This is a genomic window from Marinobacterium rhizophilum, from assembly GCF_024397915.1.
Taxonomy (GTDB): Bacteria; Pseudomonadota; Gammaproteobacteria; order Pseudomonadales; family Balneatricaceae; genus Marinobacterium_A; species Marinobacterium_A rhizophilum_A.
Genome location: NZ_CP073347.1, coordinates 3,187,832 through 3,205,698, shown reverse-complemented (window position 1 = coordinate 3,205,698; position 17,867 = coordinate 3,187,832). Strand labels below are relative to the sequence as shown.

10 protein-coding genes are annotated in these 17,867 nt (G+C 61.2%); 5 read left to right on the top strand and 5 right to left on the bottom strand.

Features of this window, described 5'->3' with window-relative positions:
* The first annotated feature begins 197 nt into the window (after window positions 1-197).
* Window positions 198-4,652 carry a glutamate synthase large subunit gene (gene gltB, locus KDW95_RS14400; RefSeq protein WP_255852515.1) on the top strand — a complete coding sequence of 1,485 codons (4,455 nt, stop codon included), beginning with the start codon at window positions 198-200 and terminating at the stop codon, window positions 4,650-4,652.
* Window positions 4,653-4,777: 125 nt separating this feature from the next.
* On the top strand, window positions 4,778-6,211 hold the full coding sequence (locus KDW95_RS14395; RefSeq protein WP_255852514.1) for an FAD-dependent oxidoreductase: 1,434 nt from the start codon (window positions 4,778-4,780) through the stop codon (window positions 6,209-6,211).
* 363 nt (window positions 6,212-6,574) lie between these two features.
* On the opposite strand, the gene putP is transcribed toward KDW95_RS14395, so the two are convergent.
* The 4 genes from putP to KDW95_RS14375 all read right to left on the bottom strand — a co-directional run bounded on the left by putP (window position 6,575) and on the right by KDW95_RS14375 (window position 13,008).
* Window positions 6,575-8,065 (bottom strand): sodium/proline symporter PutP, encoded by a 1,491-nt coding sequence (putP, locus tag KDW95_RS14390; protein ID WP_255852513.1) that lies wholly within the window; start codon window positions 8,063-8,065, stop codon window positions 6,575-6,577.
* A gap of 99 nt (window positions 8,066-8,164) precedes the next feature.
* Window positions 8,165-8,869: a 1-pyrroline-5-carboxylate dehydrogenase gene (locus KDW95_RS14385; RefSeq protein WP_255852512.1), complete on the bottom strand. Its 705-nt coding sequence runs from the start codon at window positions 8,867-8,869 to the stop codon at window positions 8,165-8,167.
* A gap of 28 nt (window positions 8,870-8,897) precedes the next feature.
* Complete coding sequence (gene putA / locus KDW95_RS14380) at window positions 8,898-12,008, bottom strand: bifunctional proline dehydrogenase/L-glutamate gamma-semialdehyde dehydrogenase PutA (RefSeq protein WP_255852511.1); 3,111 nt, start codon at window positions 12,006-12,008, stop codon at window positions 8,898-8,900.
* Window positions 12,009-12,237: 229 nt separating this feature from the next.
* Window positions 12,238-13,008 (bottom strand): helix-turn-helix domain-containing protein, encoded by a 771-nt coding sequence (locus tag KDW95_RS14375; RefSeq protein WP_255852510.1) that lies wholly within the window; start codon window positions 13,006-13,008, stop codon window positions 12,238-12,240.
* A gap of 226 nt (window positions 13,009-13,234) precedes the next feature.
* Here KDW95_RS14375 and hemE point away from each other — a divergent pair, with 226 nt between their 5' ends.
* Together hemE and can are read left to right on the top strand one after the other, a co-directional pair.
* Window positions 13,235-14,299, top strand: coding sequence for a uroporphyrinogen decarboxylase (gene hemE / locus KDW95_RS14370; protein WP_255852509.1), 1,065 nt, complete (start codon window positions 13,235-13,237; stop codon window positions 14,297-14,299).
* Between the two features lie 40 nt (window positions 14,300-14,339).
* A complete protein-coding gene (can, locus tag KDW95_RS14365; protein ID WP_255852508.1) occupies window positions 14,340-15,002 on the top strand; it encodes a carbonate dehydratase in 663 nt (220 codons plus the stop codon).
* A 58-nt stretch (window positions 15,003-15,060) separates the two neighbouring features.
* On the opposite strand, the gene KDW95_RS14360 is transcribed toward can, so the two are convergent.
* Window positions 15,061-16,332 (bottom strand): O-acetylhomoserine aminocarboxypropyltransferase/cysteine synthase family protein, encoded by a 1,272-nt coding sequence (locus tag KDW95_RS14360; protein ID WP_255852507.1) that lies wholly within the window; start codon window positions 16,330-16,332, stop codon window positions 15,061-15,063.
* A gap of 150 nt (window positions 16,333-16,482) precedes the next feature.
* Here KDW95_RS14360 and radA point away from each other — a divergent pair, with 150 nt between their 5' ends.
* Window positions 16,483-17,856 (top strand): DNA repair protein RadA, encoded by a 1,374-nt coding sequence (gene radA, locus KDW95_RS14355; RefSeq protein ID WP_255852506.1) that lies wholly within the window; start codon window positions 16,483-16,485, stop codon window positions 17,854-17,856.
* Window positions 17,857-17,867: the final 11 nt, after the last annotated feature.

Below are 17,867 nucleotides of genomic sequence, written 5' to 3'. Positions count from 1 at the left end.
GCCGAGTATTGTGCCGCCCGGGCAGGGCTTGAGATCGGGCATGGTCGGGTTTTGAGTTGCGTGACGGCTGCGCAAAATTTGTACCGAAGCACCTGCCTGTGTAGAATGATCCTCCCTTTTTGCCTGAGTTGTGCGGCTGCGGCGACTAGGTTGGTGATAACGTATTGATACAAAAGAACTTTTAAGTGAGATTGGCTATGAGCAAAGGTCTGTATCGCCCCGGTGAGTTCAAGGATAACTGTGGTTTTGGGCTAATGGCTCACATGCAGGGCAATCCGAGTCATGACCTGCTTGAGAAGGCCATCGAAGCGTTGGCGTGTATGACCCATCGTGGTGGTATCGCTGCAGATGGCAAGACCGGCGACGGTTGCGGTCTGCTGATGCAGAAACCTGACTCCTTCCTGCGTGCCGTGGTACAGCAGGAACTTGGCATTGTGCTACATGAACAATACGCGGTGGGCATGGTATTCCTGCCGCGCGCGGCGGCGCAGGCGGATGCGGCGCGCAAAATTCTGAATGCCGAACTTCAGGCCCAGGGCCTGGACGTGGCCGGCTGGCGTGTCGTTCCCACCGACGAAAGTTGCCTGGGACCCATTGCCAAGGACACGCTGCCGCTGATCGAGCAGGTGCTGATCAACAGTGATGGCAAGACCGAGCGTGAACTGGCCATAAGCCTGTTCACTGCCCGTCGCAAGGCGGAAATCGCCCTCAGCGACGATGAAGATTTTTATATCTGCAGCCTGTCCGACAAGGTGCTGTCCTACAAGGGACTGACCATGCCGGTGGATTTGCCTGTGTTCTACAAGGACCTGGCGGACCCGCGTCTGGAAACAGCGGTCTGCACCTACCACCAGCGCTTCTCTACCAATACGGCGCCGCGCTGGAAACTGGCACAGCCGTTCCGCTTCCTGGCCCATAACGGCGAGATCAACACCATTGAAGGCAACCGCAACTGGGCCCGCGCCCGGTCGCCGAAGTTCGCCACCGATTTGCTGCCCAATCTCGAAGAGCTGCAGCCGATCGTCAATACCAGTGGTTCGGATTCATCCAGCATGGACAACATGCTCGAGTTCCTGATGGTCGGTGGCATGGACATCTACCGCGCCGTGCGCATGATTGTGCCGCCGGCCTGGCAGAACGTCGAAACCATGGACACCGAACTGCGGGCGTTCTACGAATTCAACTCCATGCACATGGAAGCCTGGGATGGCCCGGCTGGCATGGTCATGACCGACGGCCGTTACGCCGTCTGCATGCTGGACCGAAATGGCCTGCGCCCCTCGCGCTGGGTCATGACGCGCCAGGGGTATATCTGCACGGCATCCGAAATCGGCGTCTTCGACTACAAGCCTGAAGATATCGTGGCCCAGGGGCGTGTCGGACCGGGCCAGATCCTGGCTATCGATACCCAGACCGGGGATGTCCTGCACACCGCTGATGTGGATAACGACCTCAAGAAGCGTCATCCGTACAAGCAGTGGCTCAAGGAGAATTCGCTGCGCCTTGAGACCACCATGAACTTCACCGAAGAGTCGCGCTCGTTCAGCGAGATGTCGGCCGATGAAGTCAAAACCCACATGAAAATGTTCCAGGTCACGTTCGAAGAGCGCGACCAGATCCTGCGTCCGCTGGCGGAAACGGCAATGGAAGCAGTGGGTTCCATGGGTGACGACAAGCCGATGGCCGTATTGTCCGGCCGTATTCGTTCGCTTTATGACTATTTCCGTCAGCAGTTCGCACAGGTAACCAACCCGCCGATCGATCCGCTGCGCGAAGCCATCGTCATGTCGCTCGAAACCTGCATCGGTGCCGAGCGCAACGTGTTCGAAGACACACCCGAGCACGCGCGTCGTGTAATCCTGACCACCCCGGTGCTGTCGGCGAGCAAGTTTTACCGTATCCGCGACAACGATGTTGCCGGCTTTGATGTGGTGCGCATCGACCTGAACTACGATCCGGCGACGGGTCTGGAGCAGGCATTGCACAACCTCTGTGATCAGGCCGAACAGGAAGTGCGCAACGGCAAGGTTTTGCTGGTGCTTTCCGATGCGTCGATCGAGAAGGGCAGGCTGCCGATCCATGCGGCGCTGGCCACCGGGGCCGTGCACCACCGTCTGGTGGAAAAGGGTCTGCGCTGTGATGCCAACCTTATTGTCGAAACAGGTACGGCGCGTGACCCGCATCATTTTGCCGTGCTGTTCGGTTTCGGTGCCACCGCGGTCTTCCCGTACCTGGCCTACCGTGTGCTGAATGACCTGTGCGCCAGCAATGAGTTGCAGATGGCACCGCTGGATGCCCACGAGAATTACCGCAAGGGCATCAACAAGGGCCTGCTGAAGATCCTGTCGAAGATGGGGATCTCCACCATTGCCTCCTACCGGGGTGCCCAGCTGTTCGAGGCGATTGGTCTGAGTTCAGAGATCGTCAACCTGTGCTTCAAGGGCGTGGTAAGCCGGATCGAGGGCGCGCGTTTCAGCGACTTCGAATTCGAACAGGCCCAGCTGGCCAAGGAAGCCTGGACGGCGCGCAAGCCCATCCAGCCCGGTGGCCTGCTGAAGTACAAGCACGATGGCGAATATCACGCCTACAACCCGGATGTGGTGCTGGCGATTCATGAAGCGGTATCCAGCGGTGACCCGGCCAAGTACCAGCGTTATGCGGACCTGGTGAACAAGCGCGGTATTGCTACCCTGCGTGACATGCTGTCGCTGCGCAGTGATACCAAGCCAATCGCGCTGGATCAGGTTGAAGCGGTGGAAAACATCTTCCCGCGCTTTGACTCCGCCGCCATGTCCCTCGGTGCCCTGTCACCGGAGGCGCATGAATCGCTGGCCGTGGCCATGAACGAGCTGGGTGGACGCTCCAACTCCGGTGAAGGCGGCGAAGATCCGCTGCGTCATGGCACCATGAAACGCTCCAAGATCAAGCAGGTTGCCTCGGGCCGTTTCGGTGTAACGCCGGAATACCTGATGAGCGCCGATGTTATGCAGATCAAGGTGGCCCAGGGCGCGAAGCCCGGAGAAGGCGGCCAGCTGCCCGGCGGCAAGGTCAATGAACTGATCGCCCGCCTGCGCTTCTCGGTGCCGGGTGTGACACTGATTTCACCGCCGCCACACCATGATATCTATTCGATTGAAGATCTGGCGCAGCTGATTTTCGACCTCAAGCAGATCAACCCTGAAGGTCTGGTATCGGTCAAGCTGGTCTCCCGACCCGGTGTCGGAACCATCGCCTGTGGCGTGGCCAAGGCCTATGCGGACCTGATCACCATTTCCGGTTACGATGGTGGCACAGCGGCATCCCCGCTGACCTCGATCCACTACGCCGGCTCGCCCTGGGAGCTGGGTCTGGCGGATGCGCACCAGTCGCTGCGCGGCAACCAGCTGCGCGGCAAGATTCGCCTGCAGACCGACGGTGGCCTGAAAACCGGCCTGGACGTCGTCAAGGCGGCGATCCTCGGTGCCGAGAGCTTTGGTTTTGGCACCATGCCGATGGTGGCGCTGGGCTGCAAGTACCTGCGTATCTGTCATCTGAACAACTGCGCCACCGGCGTAGCCACCCAGAACGATGAATTGCGCAAGGATCACTTCCGCGGCACCGTGGAAATGGTGAAAAACTACTTCCGCTTCGTGGCTGAAGAAACCCGTCAGTGGATGGCGCAGCTCGGTGTGCGCACGCTGGAAGAGCTGGTTGGCCGTGTTGACCTGCTGACCCTGCTCGAAGGTGAAACGTCGCGCCAGAAGGGGCTGGATCTGAGCCCCATCATCAGCGATGGTGGTGTGCCGAGCGAGTACCCGCATACCGTGCAGCAGAGCCGCAACGAGCCATTCGACAAGGGTGAACTCAACAGTGCCATGCTGGAGCTGGCTGGCGAGGCGATTGAAGCCAAGCGTGGCGGTGACTGGGAGCTGGCCATCTGCAACTGCGACCGCTCCGTCGGCGCCCGCACCTCCGGTGCCATTGCCAAGCGCTACGGCAACAACGGCATGGCCGATGAGCCTGTGACCTTCCGCTTCCGCGGTCACGCCGGTCAGTCGTTTGGTGTCTGGAATGCCGGTGGTCAGAACCTGATCCTCGAAGGCGATGCCAACGACTATGTCGGCAAGGGCATGGCTGGCGGCAAGCTGGTGCTCTATCCGTTCAAGGAAGTCACCTTCAAGTCCAACGAGACGGCCATCATGGGCAACACCTGCCTCTACGGCGCCACGGCGGGCAAGCTGTTCGCCGCCGGCAGTGCCGGCGAGCGTTTCGCGGTGCGCAATTCCGGCGTGCACGCGGTGGTGGAAGGTGCTGGCGATCACTGCTGTGAGTACATGACAGGCGGTCTGGTGACCGTGCTGGGTGCCACCGGTTACAACTTCGGTGCGGGCATGACCGGCGGTTTTGCCTATGTGCTGGATCTGGAAAACAACTTCGTGGACAAGTACAACCACGAGCTGGTCGAGATTCACCGCATCCACACTGAGCAGATGGAGGCGTACAAAAACCACCTGCGTTCGGTAATCATCGAATTCGTCCGGGAAACGGGCAGCCAGTGGGGTCAGGAGATTGTGGATAACTTCTTCGACTACATCCCGCGCTTCTGGCTGGTCAAGCCCAAGGCTGCAAGCCTGAATGCCTTGCTGGATAACATACGCAAGCGTCCGGAATAAACGCCATTTTATCCCTCGGGTCAGGCAGGCCCTGCACAGCGTGACTGTGCCGGGTCTGCGCGATTCTTTGATGACAGATTAACGAGTACCCGCCGCTGGCGGGTGCCCAAGAAGAGGTGGGGACTATGTCTAACCGTCTGAGTAACGATTTCCAGTTCCTCGATGTGTCCCGCGAAGGACCGAGCAAAATCAGTGCTGAGGTCCGCAAGGGTGAATTTGCCGAGATTTATGATCCGTTCAAGCCGGAAGATGTTGCCGATCAGTCACATCGCTGTCTGGATTGCGGAAACCCCTATTGCTCCTGGAAGTGCCCGGTGCACAACCATATCCCGGACTGGCTCAAGCTGATTTCGGAAGGCAATATTCTGGAAGCGGCCGAGCTGAGTCACCAGACTAACTCGCTGCCCGAAGTCTGCGGCCGTGTCTGTCCGCAGGACCGTCTGTGCGAGGGCGCCTGTACCCTGAATGACGGCTTCGGGGCCGTGACGATTGGCTCGGTGGAGAAGTACATCACCGATACCGCCTTCGCCATGGGCTGGAAACCGGACATGTCCAAGGTTGTGCGCACCGACAAGAAGGTCGCCATTATCGGTGCCGGCCCGGCGGGTCTGGGTTGTGCCGATATCCTGGTGCGCAATGGCGTGACACCGGTCGTATTCGACCGCAATCCTGAAATCGGCGGCCTGCTGACGTTCGGCATTCCCGAGTTCAAGCTCGAGAAAGATGTCATGAAGCGTCGTCGTCGCATGTTCACCGAGATGGGTGTTGAGTTCCGTCTCAATGTGAACGTCGGTACCGACATCACCATGGCGCAGCTGATCGAAGAATATGATGCCGTATTCCTCGGTATGGGCACCTACACCTACATGAAGGGCGGTTTCCCCGGAGAGGAGCTTGAAGGCGTATTCGATGCGCTGCCGTTCCTGATCTCCAACGTCAATCACTGCCTGGGATTTGAAAAGGACCCGTCGGAATACATCGACATGGCCGGCAAGCGCGTTGTGGTGCTCGGTGGTGGTGATACGGCGATGGACTGCAACCGTACCTCGATTCGCCAGGGCGCCCAGAGCGTGACCTGTGCCTATCGTCGCGACGAAGCCAACATGCCGGGTTCGCGCCGAGAGGTCGAGAACGCCAAGGAAGAGGGCGTGCAGTTCCTGTTCAACCGTCAGCCGGTTGAGATCGTCGGCGAAGCGGGCCGCGTTGTGGGCGTCAAGCTGGTCACCACCCGCATGGGTGAACCGGACCAGAATGGCCGTCGTCGCGCCGAGGTGGTACCAGGCTCCGAAGAAGTGCTCGAAGCCGATGCGGTACAGGTGGCCTTTGGTTTCCGTCCGAGCCCCGCGCCCTGGCTGGCCGATTTCGGTATCGACCTGCATGACGATGGTCGTGTACAGGCCGATCAGAAGCCCAAGGGCCAGGACCGCTTCCCGTTCCAGACCAGCAATGCGAAAGTCTTTGCCGGCGGCGACATGGTGCGCGGTTCCGACCTGGTGGTCACGGCCATCGCAGAAGGTCGCGATGCGGCAGAAGGCATCCTGGACTACCTCGACGTCTGATTCTGCGTCTAGCCATGCCAAGGCCGCCTCCGGGCGGCCTTTGTCGTTTCTGTCGTCAGAAATTTAGTCTCACTGTATCCGGCACCAACCCTGCTCCTGTGCATCCATGCACTCGCAGGATGACCGCCATGGATGGTGGGAATACCGATTTTGCAGGAGCGAAAATCGGTGCAGTACGTCCATGTAGCCGCCGCTCCTGCGCATCCATGCGCCCGCGGCATACCGTACATCCTGTACAAAAAAAGGCAGCCCGAAGGCTGCCTGCAATACAGAGCGTGAGATTAAAGCCGGCAATGAGCGGGATTGTGCGATCCCGCATCCTGCCAAGTGCCGCACACCGGGGTGCGCGACACTGATCAACGTTTACAGCTTGCTGCTATAAGCGTCGAAACGGGCCTGGACCGATGCCGGCGGGGCACTGGTAGCCAGGGTGGCGATGATAATCGCCAGGGTCGCGAAGACGATACCGGGTACGATCTCGTACAGGTCGAAGAGACCGCCGGACAGCTGCTTCCAGACCACCACGGTGATGCCGCCCACCAGGATACCGGCCAGGGCGCCAGCGCGGTTCATGCGTTTCCAGTACAGTGCCAGGATCAGCGTCGGACCGAAGGCGGCGCCAAAGCCTGCCCAGGCGTAGGAGACGAGTCCCAGAACCGTGCTGTCCGGGTTCATGGCCAGGATCAGGGCGACGATCGACAGGGCGATAACGGCCAGGCGGCCAACCATGACGATTTCCTGCTGGCTGGCGTCCTTGCGGAACAGGTTGCGGTAAAAGTCTTCCGCCAGGGCCGAAGACGATACCAGCAACTGGGAATCCGCGGTGCTCATGATGGCTGCCAGGATGGCCGCCAGCAGGATGCCCGCAATGACCGGATTGAACATGGCATTGACCAGCACCATGAAGATAGTCTCGCCATCTCCCAGGCTGCCGCCCATGTTGCTGTCCACGTAGACGATCCCGGTCAGGCCGACAAGGAAGGCGCCGGCCATGGCCAGACCCGACCAGATAACGGCGATGCGCCGTGCCGTTGGTACGGCAGCATTGTCGCGAATACCGGCAAAGCGGGCCAGGATGTGTGGCTGGCCGAAGTAGCCCAGGCCCCAGGCGGCCAGTGACACTATGGCAATCCAGGTCAGGGGTTCGCCGCTGGCGTCATTCCAGATGGTCAGCAGCTCGGGGTTCTTGGCTTCCAGGGCAGAAAACAGGGCGGTAATGCCGCCATCGGCCTGCATGGCAACAACCGGCACAACCAGCAATGCCGCGGCCATCAGCAGGCCCTGCACCAGGTCGGTCCAGGAAACGGCCAGGAAGCCGCCGAACAGGGTATAGGACACAACCGCAACCGTACCTATGATCACTGCGATGCTGTAGTCCAGCCCGAATACGGTCTCGAACAGCTTGCCGCCGGCCACGAGGCCGGAGCTGGTGTAGAAGAGGAAAAACAGCAGAATGAAGAAGGCGGAAATCACCTGGATCATCTTGCTCTTGTCTTCAAAACGGTTGGAGAAAAACTCCGGCAGCGTCAGGGCATCGTTTGCCTCGAAGCTGTAGGTACGCAGGCGCTTGGCCACCAGCAGCCAGTTCAGGTAGGTGCCCAGCAGCAGGCCCCCGCCCAGCCAGATGGCTTCCATGCCGGCGGCAAAGGCATAACCTGGCAGCCCCAGCAGCAGCCAGCCGCTCATATCGGATGCGCCGGCCGACAGTGCGGCGGGCCAGGGGCCCAGCGAACGCCCGCCGAGGAAGTAATCCGACGAGCTGGCGGTGCGTCTGTAGGCGTAGAGCCCGATGCCCAGCATCATTATCAGGTACACGATAAAGGTGCCGATGATAGCGGCATTGTTTTCGATCATAAGGTTGCGCCTCTTTGATAGCTCGCCTTAATAGGCATCGTTGTTATTGTAGCCGTCCGCCTACCGAAGGTCGGCAAGCGGAGCCGGGTGTTTTCGCAATTATTCGGCCTGTCCGCCCAGCTCCAGCAGGGTGGCGTTGCCGCCGACTGCCGTGGTGTTGGTGGAGCAGACCTGCTCGGTGATAAAACGGTACAGGTACTGTTCGCTGCCAATCAATGGCATCCGGGCTGGATCCGTTTCGGCCACCAGTTGTACCAGCACGCCCGTGCGCTCGCACAGCTGGCGGTTCAGTTCCCGCGCGGTGCCGGCGTCACAGACGCAGGCGATGCCGGCCAGTGATGGGCACTGGCTCAGCTCCAGTACCGAATCGGCGCCTTCGAGCAGCTGTGCCACGGCGGCCGGGCAGCTGCCGGCGACCAGCTGGCGCAGCAGGTCGCGGCAAAAGCCGCTCTGGCTGCTGTGCGGTGCCAGCAATACAACGTTACCGCTGATCAGGGCGGCAACCAGCTGGCCGACCAGGGCGGTTTCACCGGTCTGCTGCTCGGCGGCAATGATAAAGAGTCCGCGTCCGCTGGTGGACAGCAGGTTGGATTCACCGGTGGGGCCGGGCATTTCCAGCGGGGCATCGATCAGGCGCAATGCCTGATCGATCTGCCACTGGGCCATGGAAGCCTGTTCCTGCTCCAGCTGGGCAACGAAATGCTGCAGCAGCTGGGCGCGACCGGCAACGCCAAGTCCGTTCCAGCCTTCCCAGGCGCTCAGTGCGGACTGGGCAGCCTGGGCGAGTTGAGTCTGTTTGATCATGGTGATAACTCCTGTCTCAAGTCGGGGCTCAGAGTGCAACTTCACGTGTGAAGCGTGGCAGGTAGCGCGGGCCGCCGGCTTTGGGTCCGGTGCCGGAAAGGCCCTGACCGCCAAAGGGCTGTACACCCACGACGGCGCCGATCTGGTCGCGGTTGATATAGATGTTGCCAACACGGGTACGGCGGGCAATGTGACGGGTGGTTTCGTCATTGCGGCTGTGTACGCCGAGCGTCAGGCCGTAGCCGGTGGCGTTGATGGCATCAATCACCTGGTCCAGCTCGGATGCCTTGTAGCGCACCACGTGCAGGATGGGGCCGAACTGTTCACGACCCAGAACATCTATGCCGCTGATAACAAAGGCCGTGGGCGCCACGAAGGTGCCCTGGTCGGCATTGGCGGGCAGCGGCGTCTGGCCGATCAGCTGGGCACTGGCCTTGAGGTTCTCGATATGGGCCAGCAGCCCCTGCTGTGCCTTGAGGTCGATGACGGGGCCGACATCGGTGCTGTGCAGGCTTGGGTCGCCGACCACCTGCTGTGCCATGGCACCACGCAGCATGTCGATAATGCGGTCCGCCACATCTTCCTGTACGTACAGTACGCGCAGTGCCGAGCAGCGCTGGCCGGCGGAGGCGAAGGCCGAGTGCACCACATCGCGCACCACCTGTTCAGGCAGGGAGGTGGAATCGATGATCATGGCATTCTGGCCGCCGGTTTCGGCGATCAGTGGCACGATTTCGGCATCACGCTGGGCCAGGGAGCGGTTGATCAGCTGCGCCGTTTCGGTGGAGCCGGTGAAGGCCACGCCGGCAATGCGCGGATCACGGGTCAGCGGAGCGCCCACGCTGGCACCATCGCCTGGCAGCAGCGCGATGACATCGGCCGGAATGCCGGCCTGCAGTGCCAGTTCAATGGTACGGCAGGCGATCAGGCTGGTCTGTTCTGCGGGCTTGGCGATGACGCTGTTACCTGCAACCAGAGCAGCACTGACCTGGCCGAGGAAGATTGCCAGCGGGAAGTTCCAGGGGCTGATGCAGACAAAAACGCCACGGCCGTCGAGGCGATACTGGCGTTCCTTGCCGTTGAAGGCGGTGCCCAGCACGGTCTGTCCCAGGCCGCGGCGAGCCTGTACTGCGTAGTAGCGGCAGAAGTCGACGGCTTCGCGGACTTCGTCGATGCTGTCCTGAATGGTCTTGCCCGCTTCCAGATGGCAGATGGCCACCAGTTCGGCAAGGTTGTCTTCCAGCAGGTCGGCCAGGCGCTCCAGGCAGGCGGCGCGGGCATCGACCGCGGTGGCGTTCCAGCGAACAAAGCCGTCGCTCAGCAGGTCCAGCGCTTCGGAGACATCGTCCTGGCGGGCCCAGTGCATTTCACCGGTGCGAATGGCGTGGTTGTGCGGTGCCAGTACCGGGTGTACCTGGTCTGTCTGACGCAGTTTTCCGCCAATAATGGGGCCGCCGGTCCACTGCTGCTGCATGAAGCCGTCGACGGCCTGCTTGAACGGCGTCCACTGGCTGTCGATCTCGATATTGGGGCTGAACGAGTTGTGACGCTCTTCGCCGAACAGCTCCCGCGGCAGCGGAATGTGCGGGTTGGCGAGGGAGGCACGGCTGGTCAGGGTTTCGACCGGGTGATGCACCAGATCGGCGACCGGATGGCGGGCATCGACCAGGCGGTGCACGAAGGAGCTGTTTGCGCCGTTCTCCAGCAGGCGGCGTACCAGGTACGGCAGCAGATCCTTGTGGCTACCCACGGGTGCATAGATGCGCACACTGACCGAGTTGTTTTTCAGCACACGGTTGTAAAGGGCATCGCCCATGCCGTGCAGACGCTGGAACTCGAAGTCGTCGTGACTGGTCATGGCCAGGATAGCCCCCACGGTGTGGGCGTTGTGGCTGGCAAACTGCGGGTAGATCTTGCCGCGTACCTGGGGGCTGAGCAGGAAGCGGGCACAGGCCAGGTAAGAGGTGTCGGTGGCCTCCTTGCGGGTGTAGACCGGGTAGCCATCGATGCCGCGCTGCTGGCACAGCTTGATTTCTGAGTCCCAGTAGGCGCCTTTCACCAGCCGAACCGGAATGCGGTCGCCCTGTTCAGCGGCAAGGCTTGCCAGCCAGGCCAGGACCGGCAGGGCGCGCTTGGAATAGGCCTGTATCACCAGGCCGAAGTTGCCCCAGCCCTTGCAGGCCGGATCGCGGTACAGCTTTTCGAACAGGGACAGCGACAGCTCCAGGCGATCCGCTTCCTCGGCATCGATGGTGATGCCGACGTTGAGGGTGCGGGCCTTGGCGATCAGCTGCAGAACGCGGGCATGCAGTTCGCTCATGACGCGATCATGCTGACCGGCTTCATAGCGCGGGTGCAGTGCCGACAGCTTGATCGAAATGGTCGGGCGGGACGTCTTGCCGTCGCCATAGGTGTCCTTGCCCACGGATTCCACCGCGCTCAGGTAATCGGCAAAGTACTTGTCAGCGTCCTTTTCGGTCAGGGCCGCTTCGCCCAGCATGTCGAAGGAATAGGTGTAACCCAGGTCACGATACTTGCGGCCGCGCTTGAGCGCTTCACCGATATTGCGGCCCAGCACAAACTGATGCCCCATGATTTTCATGGCCTGGTACATGGCCTTGCGGATCACGGGTTCGGAGAAGCGGTTGACCAGGCGATTGATCACGTTGGCCGGTGTGCCGTCTTCCTTTTCGTCCATGGCGACAACCTTGCCGGTCAGCAGCAGGCCCCAGGTGGACGCATTGACGAACAGGGAATCGGAATTCTTGAGATGCTTTTTCCAGTCGGCAACGCTGAGCTTGTCGCGGATCAGGGCGTCGGCGGTGTCGGCGTCGGGGATGCGCATCAGGGCTTCGGCCAGGCACATCAGCAGGATGCCTTCGCGGGTATCCAGGCTGTATTCCAGCAGCAGGGCGTCGATCATGTGGATCGCGGCGTCATCGGTCCGCACCTGTTCAATCAGGCGGGTGGCACCCTGGGTGGTTTTTTCCAGCTCTGCGTCGTCCGGTTTGGCCAGCGGCAGCAGCTCCTGCAGCCAGGTGGTCTCATCGATAGCATAGAGCGGCGATATCTCTTTCCAGAGATCGGCAGGCGTACGGGTGATGAAGTCCGGGTTTAGAACATCAATAGCCTTGAACATGATCGGGTACCTCACGGTCCTGCTAAAGCCAGGACGGGCTGCGGTTTTCGGGGGCCTGTGGATAGATCAGCGCGAAGCTGGCTCAGGGGCAGACACCTGGGAGTCCGGAAATTCGCCTCCCTGGCGATAACGAACCGCGCCGAGCGAATCGGCGAGTAACCACACTTTAGTGACAGTTGGACGTGAGGTCTTACCAGAAGCTCCGGAATTCTTGTCGAAAAATCCGGCGTCAGGCGGTATGGAAGGCCGTCTGCTGGCGATAGCGCGCCGGTGTATCGCCGAAATGGCGCCGGAACGCATGGGTGAAGGCGCTCTGATTGGCGAAGCCGCACTGCTCGGTTGCATGGGATACAGAGTAGCCCTGTTCCAGTAGAGTGCGCGCCGCCGTCAGGCGTTTTATCAACAAAAACTGGTGCGGCGTCATGCCGGCCTGGCGCTTGAACAGTTCGTGAAACTGGCTGTTGCTGAGGCAGGCGATGCCGGCCAGGTGTGCCACGCTGATCTTGCGCTGCATATTGAGCTGAATGTATTCATTGATCAGGTCCAGGTCCAGCAGGCCAGGCTTGCGGGCCGGTGCCCGGGTAGTCATATGATTGCCGAGCGTACAGAGCAGCATGTTGCTGCAGGCCCGCGCCAGCATGGGGTCGTTGGGATACTGGCGGATCTCCCGGCTGATGGCGTTGGCCAGCACCTGCAGATGGCTGTTCATGTCGAAGTAGGCCGCCTGGTCGAACAGCCGGTTGATGCGCTCGCGCTCCTCGCGCGAGACACTCTGGCTGCTGGCCAGGTTGATCACCAGGATGCTGTTATTGCCGACACCGCAGAAAGCGTGCGCAATGGATGAAGGCACCACGCACCCCATGCCGGGACTGACCCGCTGGCCCAGGCCTTCGAGTTCAAATGCGGTCTGCCCTTCCAGGCCCAGAACCAGCTGGTGGTAGCCGTGGTCATGGGTGTTGGCGCTGTCGGGCAGGGTGAGAATGTCGGCGGCTTTGACCATGCGGGAATCTTGCGGATTTAGCCCTGGATGAGTGACCTTCCGGGATTTCCGGTCTGGTCAAGAATCAGCCTAGTATAGCGCGACTGTGGCCTAACTACAGCATCGCGGAGGCAGGGATACCCGTGTATGCGGGGGCGGGTGGGGCCTTTGCACTTGGGTGCGCATTTTTTATCGGAAAACGCTAAAATGGCGCGATTATTTGACCGCTAACTGATGGCTGATCCCGATGGCTGAATTGAAGAACGACCGTTTTTTGCGAGCGCTGATGCGCGAACCGGTAGATGTCACCCCGGTATGGATGATGCGCCAGGCCGGGCGTTACCTGCCCGAGTACCGTGCCAGCCGGGCCCAGGCCGGTGATTTTCTGAGCCTGTGCAAGAACCGCGAGCTGGCCTGCGAAGTCACCCTGCAGCCGCTGGAGCGCTTCGATCTGGATGCAGCCATTCTGTTTTCCGACATCCTCACTATTCCGGATGCCATGGGGCTTGGGCTCTACTTCGAAACAGGGGAAGGCCCGCGCTTTCGCAAGGTGATTCGCAGCGAAGCCGATGTGGCGGCGCTGCCGGTGCCGGATGCGGCCTCCGATCTGGATTATGTCATGGCGGCGGTGCGCGAGATTCGTGGCGCCCTGGGCGGTCGTGTGCCGCTGATCGGTTTCTCCGGCAGCCCCTGGACCCTGGCGACCTACATGGTTGAAGGCGGCTCAAGCAAGGACTTCCGCCATATCAAGCAGATGATGTACAGCACGCCGGAAGTCCTGCATGGGCTGCTCGACAAGCTGGCCCAGTCGGTGACCAACTACCTTAACGAGCAGATCCTGGCGGGTGCCCAGGCGGTGCAGATTTTCGACACCTGGGGCGGCGTGCTCAGCGGCCCGATGTACCGCGAGTTTTCCCTTGGCTACATGCAGAAAATCTGCGCGGGTCTGCTGCGTGAGCACGAAGGACGTCGCGTACCGGTGATTCTGTTTACCAAGAACGGCGGCCAGTGGCTCGAGTCCATTGCCGACGCGGGCGCCGATGCCCTGGGGCTCGACTGGACCTGCGATATTCAGGACGCCCGTCGTCGCGTGGGTGATCGTGTTGCCCTGCAGGGCAACATGGACCCGTCGGTGTTGTACGCACCGGCGGCCCGTATCCGTGCTGAAGTCGAGACGATTCTTTCGGGCTTCGGGCAGGGCAACGGCCATGTTTTCAACCTGGGTCACGGTATCCATCAGTTTGCCGACCCGGAAAAGGCGCGGGTGTTCGTGGATGCGGTACATGAACTCAGCGCCCGTTTTCACGCCTGATTTTGAGCGTAATTCATTTGTCCTGTAGCGGGAGTTGGTCATGAAGCAATTGCAGAAGCTGTTTGAGCAAAACCGTGCCTGGTCGGAGCGTATCTCCCGACTGAACCCGGAATTCTTTCCGACGCTGGCTAAGCAGCAGGCGCCGGAATACCTTTGGATTGGCTGTTCCGACAGCCGGGTGCCGGCCAATGAAATCATCGGCCTGTTGCCGGGTGATGTCTTTGTGCATCGCAACGTATCCAACCTGGTAATTCACACCGACATGAACTGCCTGTCCGTGCTGCAGTATGCGGTACGGGTGCTGAAGGTGAAGCATGTCATGGTGGTGGGGCACTACGGTTGTGGCGGCGTCAAGGCCTCACTGGAGCCGAGTCAGCTGGGGCTGATCGATAACTGGCTGCGCCATGTCCGCGACGTCTACTTCAAGTACCGCGACATCCTGGAGCAGTGGAACGATGACGAGAAATTCAAGCTTGACCGTCTGTGCGAGCTGAACGTCATCGAACAGGCGTATAACGTCTGCAACACCACCATGGTGCAGGAAGCCTGGAGCAGTGGTCAGGAGCTGTGTGTACACGCCTGGGTTTATGGCCTGGACAGCGGTGTGCTGCAGGATCTGAATTTCTGCGTCAGTAGTGCAGCAGAGATTGATGCGTTGCAGCAGCAGGCCGTGGAGGCGATTGCTGCCAAGACCATCGGTTGAGTGTGCTGTTGGCGGTTTGAATACGGGTGCGGTCTTTGGGGCCGCACCCGTTTTTGTATCAGACCTTGGCCAGGGCCTGCTGCAGGTCGGCCAGCAGGTCGTCGATGTGTTCGATCCCGATCGACAAACGCACGGTTTCCGGTTTCACGCCGGCGGACTTCAGTTCCTCGTCATTGAGCTGGCGGTGAGTGGTTTCCGCCGGAATGGATGCCAGAGAGCGGCAGTCACCGATGTTCACCAGCCGGATAAACAGGTTTAGCGCATCGTAGAATGTGCGGGTACCCTCGCGCCCGCTGTGCAGGCCGAAGCTGAGAATGCCGGATGCCTTGCCGTTCATGTACTTGAGAGCAAGCGCGTGATCCTTGTGGCTTTCCAGCGCCGCGTAGCTGACCCATTTCACCGCCTTGTGGCCTTCCAGGTAGCGGGCAATCTGCAGTGTGTTGTTACAGATGCGCTCCATGCGCAGCGCCAGGGTTTCGATGCCCTGCAGCAGCAGGAAGGCATTCATCGGTGACAGGGCGGCACCCATGTTGCGCAGTGGCACCACACGGCAGCGGCCGATAAACGCAGCGGGACCAAAGGCCTCGGTGTAGACCACGCCGTGGTAGGAGGGGTCTGCCTCGTTGAGCAGCGGGAAGCGATCCTTGTGATCGGCCCAGGGGAAGTTGCCGCTGTCGATCACCAGGCCGCCGATGGAGTTGCCGTGGCCGCCGATGTACTTGGTAGCCGACTGCACGACGATATCGGCGCCCTGTTCGATGGGGCGCCACAGCAGCGGGCTGGCGACGGTGTTGTCCACGATCAGCGGGATGCCGTGCCGGTGGGCCACTTCAGCCAATTTTTCGATATCGGCAATGCTGCCGGACGGGTTGCCGATACTCTCGCAGAACAGGGCGCGGGTGCGGGCGTCGATCCGGCTCTCGATGCCGGCAAAGTCGTCCTTGTCGACGAATTTTACCTCGATACCCTGGCGCGGCAGGGTATGGGCGAACAGGTTGTAGGTACCGCCGTAGAGCTCGCTGGTCGAGACAATGTTGTCACCGGTTTCCGCCAGGGTCTGGATACTGTAGGTAATGGCGGCCATGCCGGAGGCCACCGCCAGCGCCGCAATGCCGCCCTCGAGTTCGGCGGCGCGCTTCTCCAGCACGTCGTTGGTGGGGTTCATGATGCGGGTGTAGATGTTGCCCGGCACCTTGAGGTCGAACAGGTCGGCGCCGTGCTGGGCGTTGTCGAACGCGTAGGCGGCTGTCTGGTAGATGGGCACCGCGACAGCGCGGGTCGTCGGGTCAGGCTCATAGCCGCCGTGTACCGCAATGGTTTCCAGTTTCATTGTACTTATTCCTTTATCGTTGGCTGCAAACAGAGTCCGGAGTGTAACCCGTCGGCGCTGTTTTGAAACCCCGGCCTGACACGGCCTTGGGTACAGTGCCCGGCAGCGGGTAGAATGCCGGCATTGACAGCCGGCTCAGAGGATTTCGCCATGGCCAAGGCCAAGACCGCTTACGTCTGCAATGACTGCGGCGCCGATTACACCAAGTGGCAGGGGCAGTGTACCGCCTGCAACAGCTGGAATACCCTGGCCGAAGTCCGGCTTGCGGCGCCGGGAACGGCGGCGCGTTCGGCCCGTTTCGAGGGCTATACCGGTGCCAGCGATGCCGGCGGCAAGGTGGTCAGCCTGTCGGAGGTCAACCTGGGCGAGATGCCGCGTTTTTCCACCGGCACCGATGAGCTGGACCGGGTGCTGGGCGGCGGCCTGGTGCCGGGCTCGGCCATCCTGATAGGCGGCCACCCCGGCGCCGGCAAGAGTACGCTGCTGCTGCAGGTCATGTGTCACCTGGCAGCGCAGAAAACTGCCCTGTATGTCACCGGGGAAGAGTCGTTGCAACAGGTGGCCATGCGCGCGCAGCGTTTGGGGCTCGAGGCGGGGCATTTGAAAATGCTGTCCGAGACCTCGGTGGAGGCCATCTGCCAGATCGCGCAGCAGCATCAGCCCAAGCTGATGGTGATCGACTCCATCCAGGTCATGCACATGGCGGATGTGCAGTCGGCGCCGGGCTCGGTGGCACAGGTGCGCGAAAGCGCAGCCTACCTGACGCGCTATGCCAAGCAGACCGGCACCGTGCTGCTGCTGGTGGGCCATGTCACCAAGGATGGCAGCCTGGCGGGCCCGAAGGTGCTGGAGCACATGATCGACTGTTCGTTGCAGCTGGAAGGCTCGTCTGACAGTCGTTTTCGTACCCTGAGATCCCACAAGAACCGCTTTGGTGCCGTGAACGAACTGGGCGTCTTTGCGATGCTGGAAAATGGCCTGCGCGAGGTGCGCAATCCCAGCTCGATCTTCCTGAGCCGCTCCGATGAGCCCAGTCCCGGTAGCGTGGTGATGGTGGTGTGGGAGGGCACGAGGCCGCTGCTGGTGGAGATCCAGGCGCTGGTGGATACGAGCCACATGGCCAATCCGCGCCGGGTGGCGGTGGGGCTGGAGCATAACCGCCTGGCCATGCTGCTGGCGGTGCTGCACCGCCACGGCGGCCTGCAAACCGGCGATCAGGATGTCTTCGTCAATGTGGTGGGGGGCGTCAAGGTGCTGGAAACCGGCGCCGATCTAGCGCTGCTGCTGGCGGTGGTATCGAGCTACCGTGACCGGCCCTTGCCGCCGGGACTGATGACCTTCGGCGAGGTGGGGCTGTCCGGGGAAATTCGCCCGGTGCCCAATGGTCAGGAGCGCATTCGCGAGGCGGCCAAACATGGCTTCAAGCGGGCCATCGTGCCCAAGGGCAATGTGCCCAAGGCGGCGCCGGCGGGGATGGAGGTCATCGGTGTGACACGCTTGTCCGAGGCGCTGGATGCGCTCTAGGCGATTGGGGA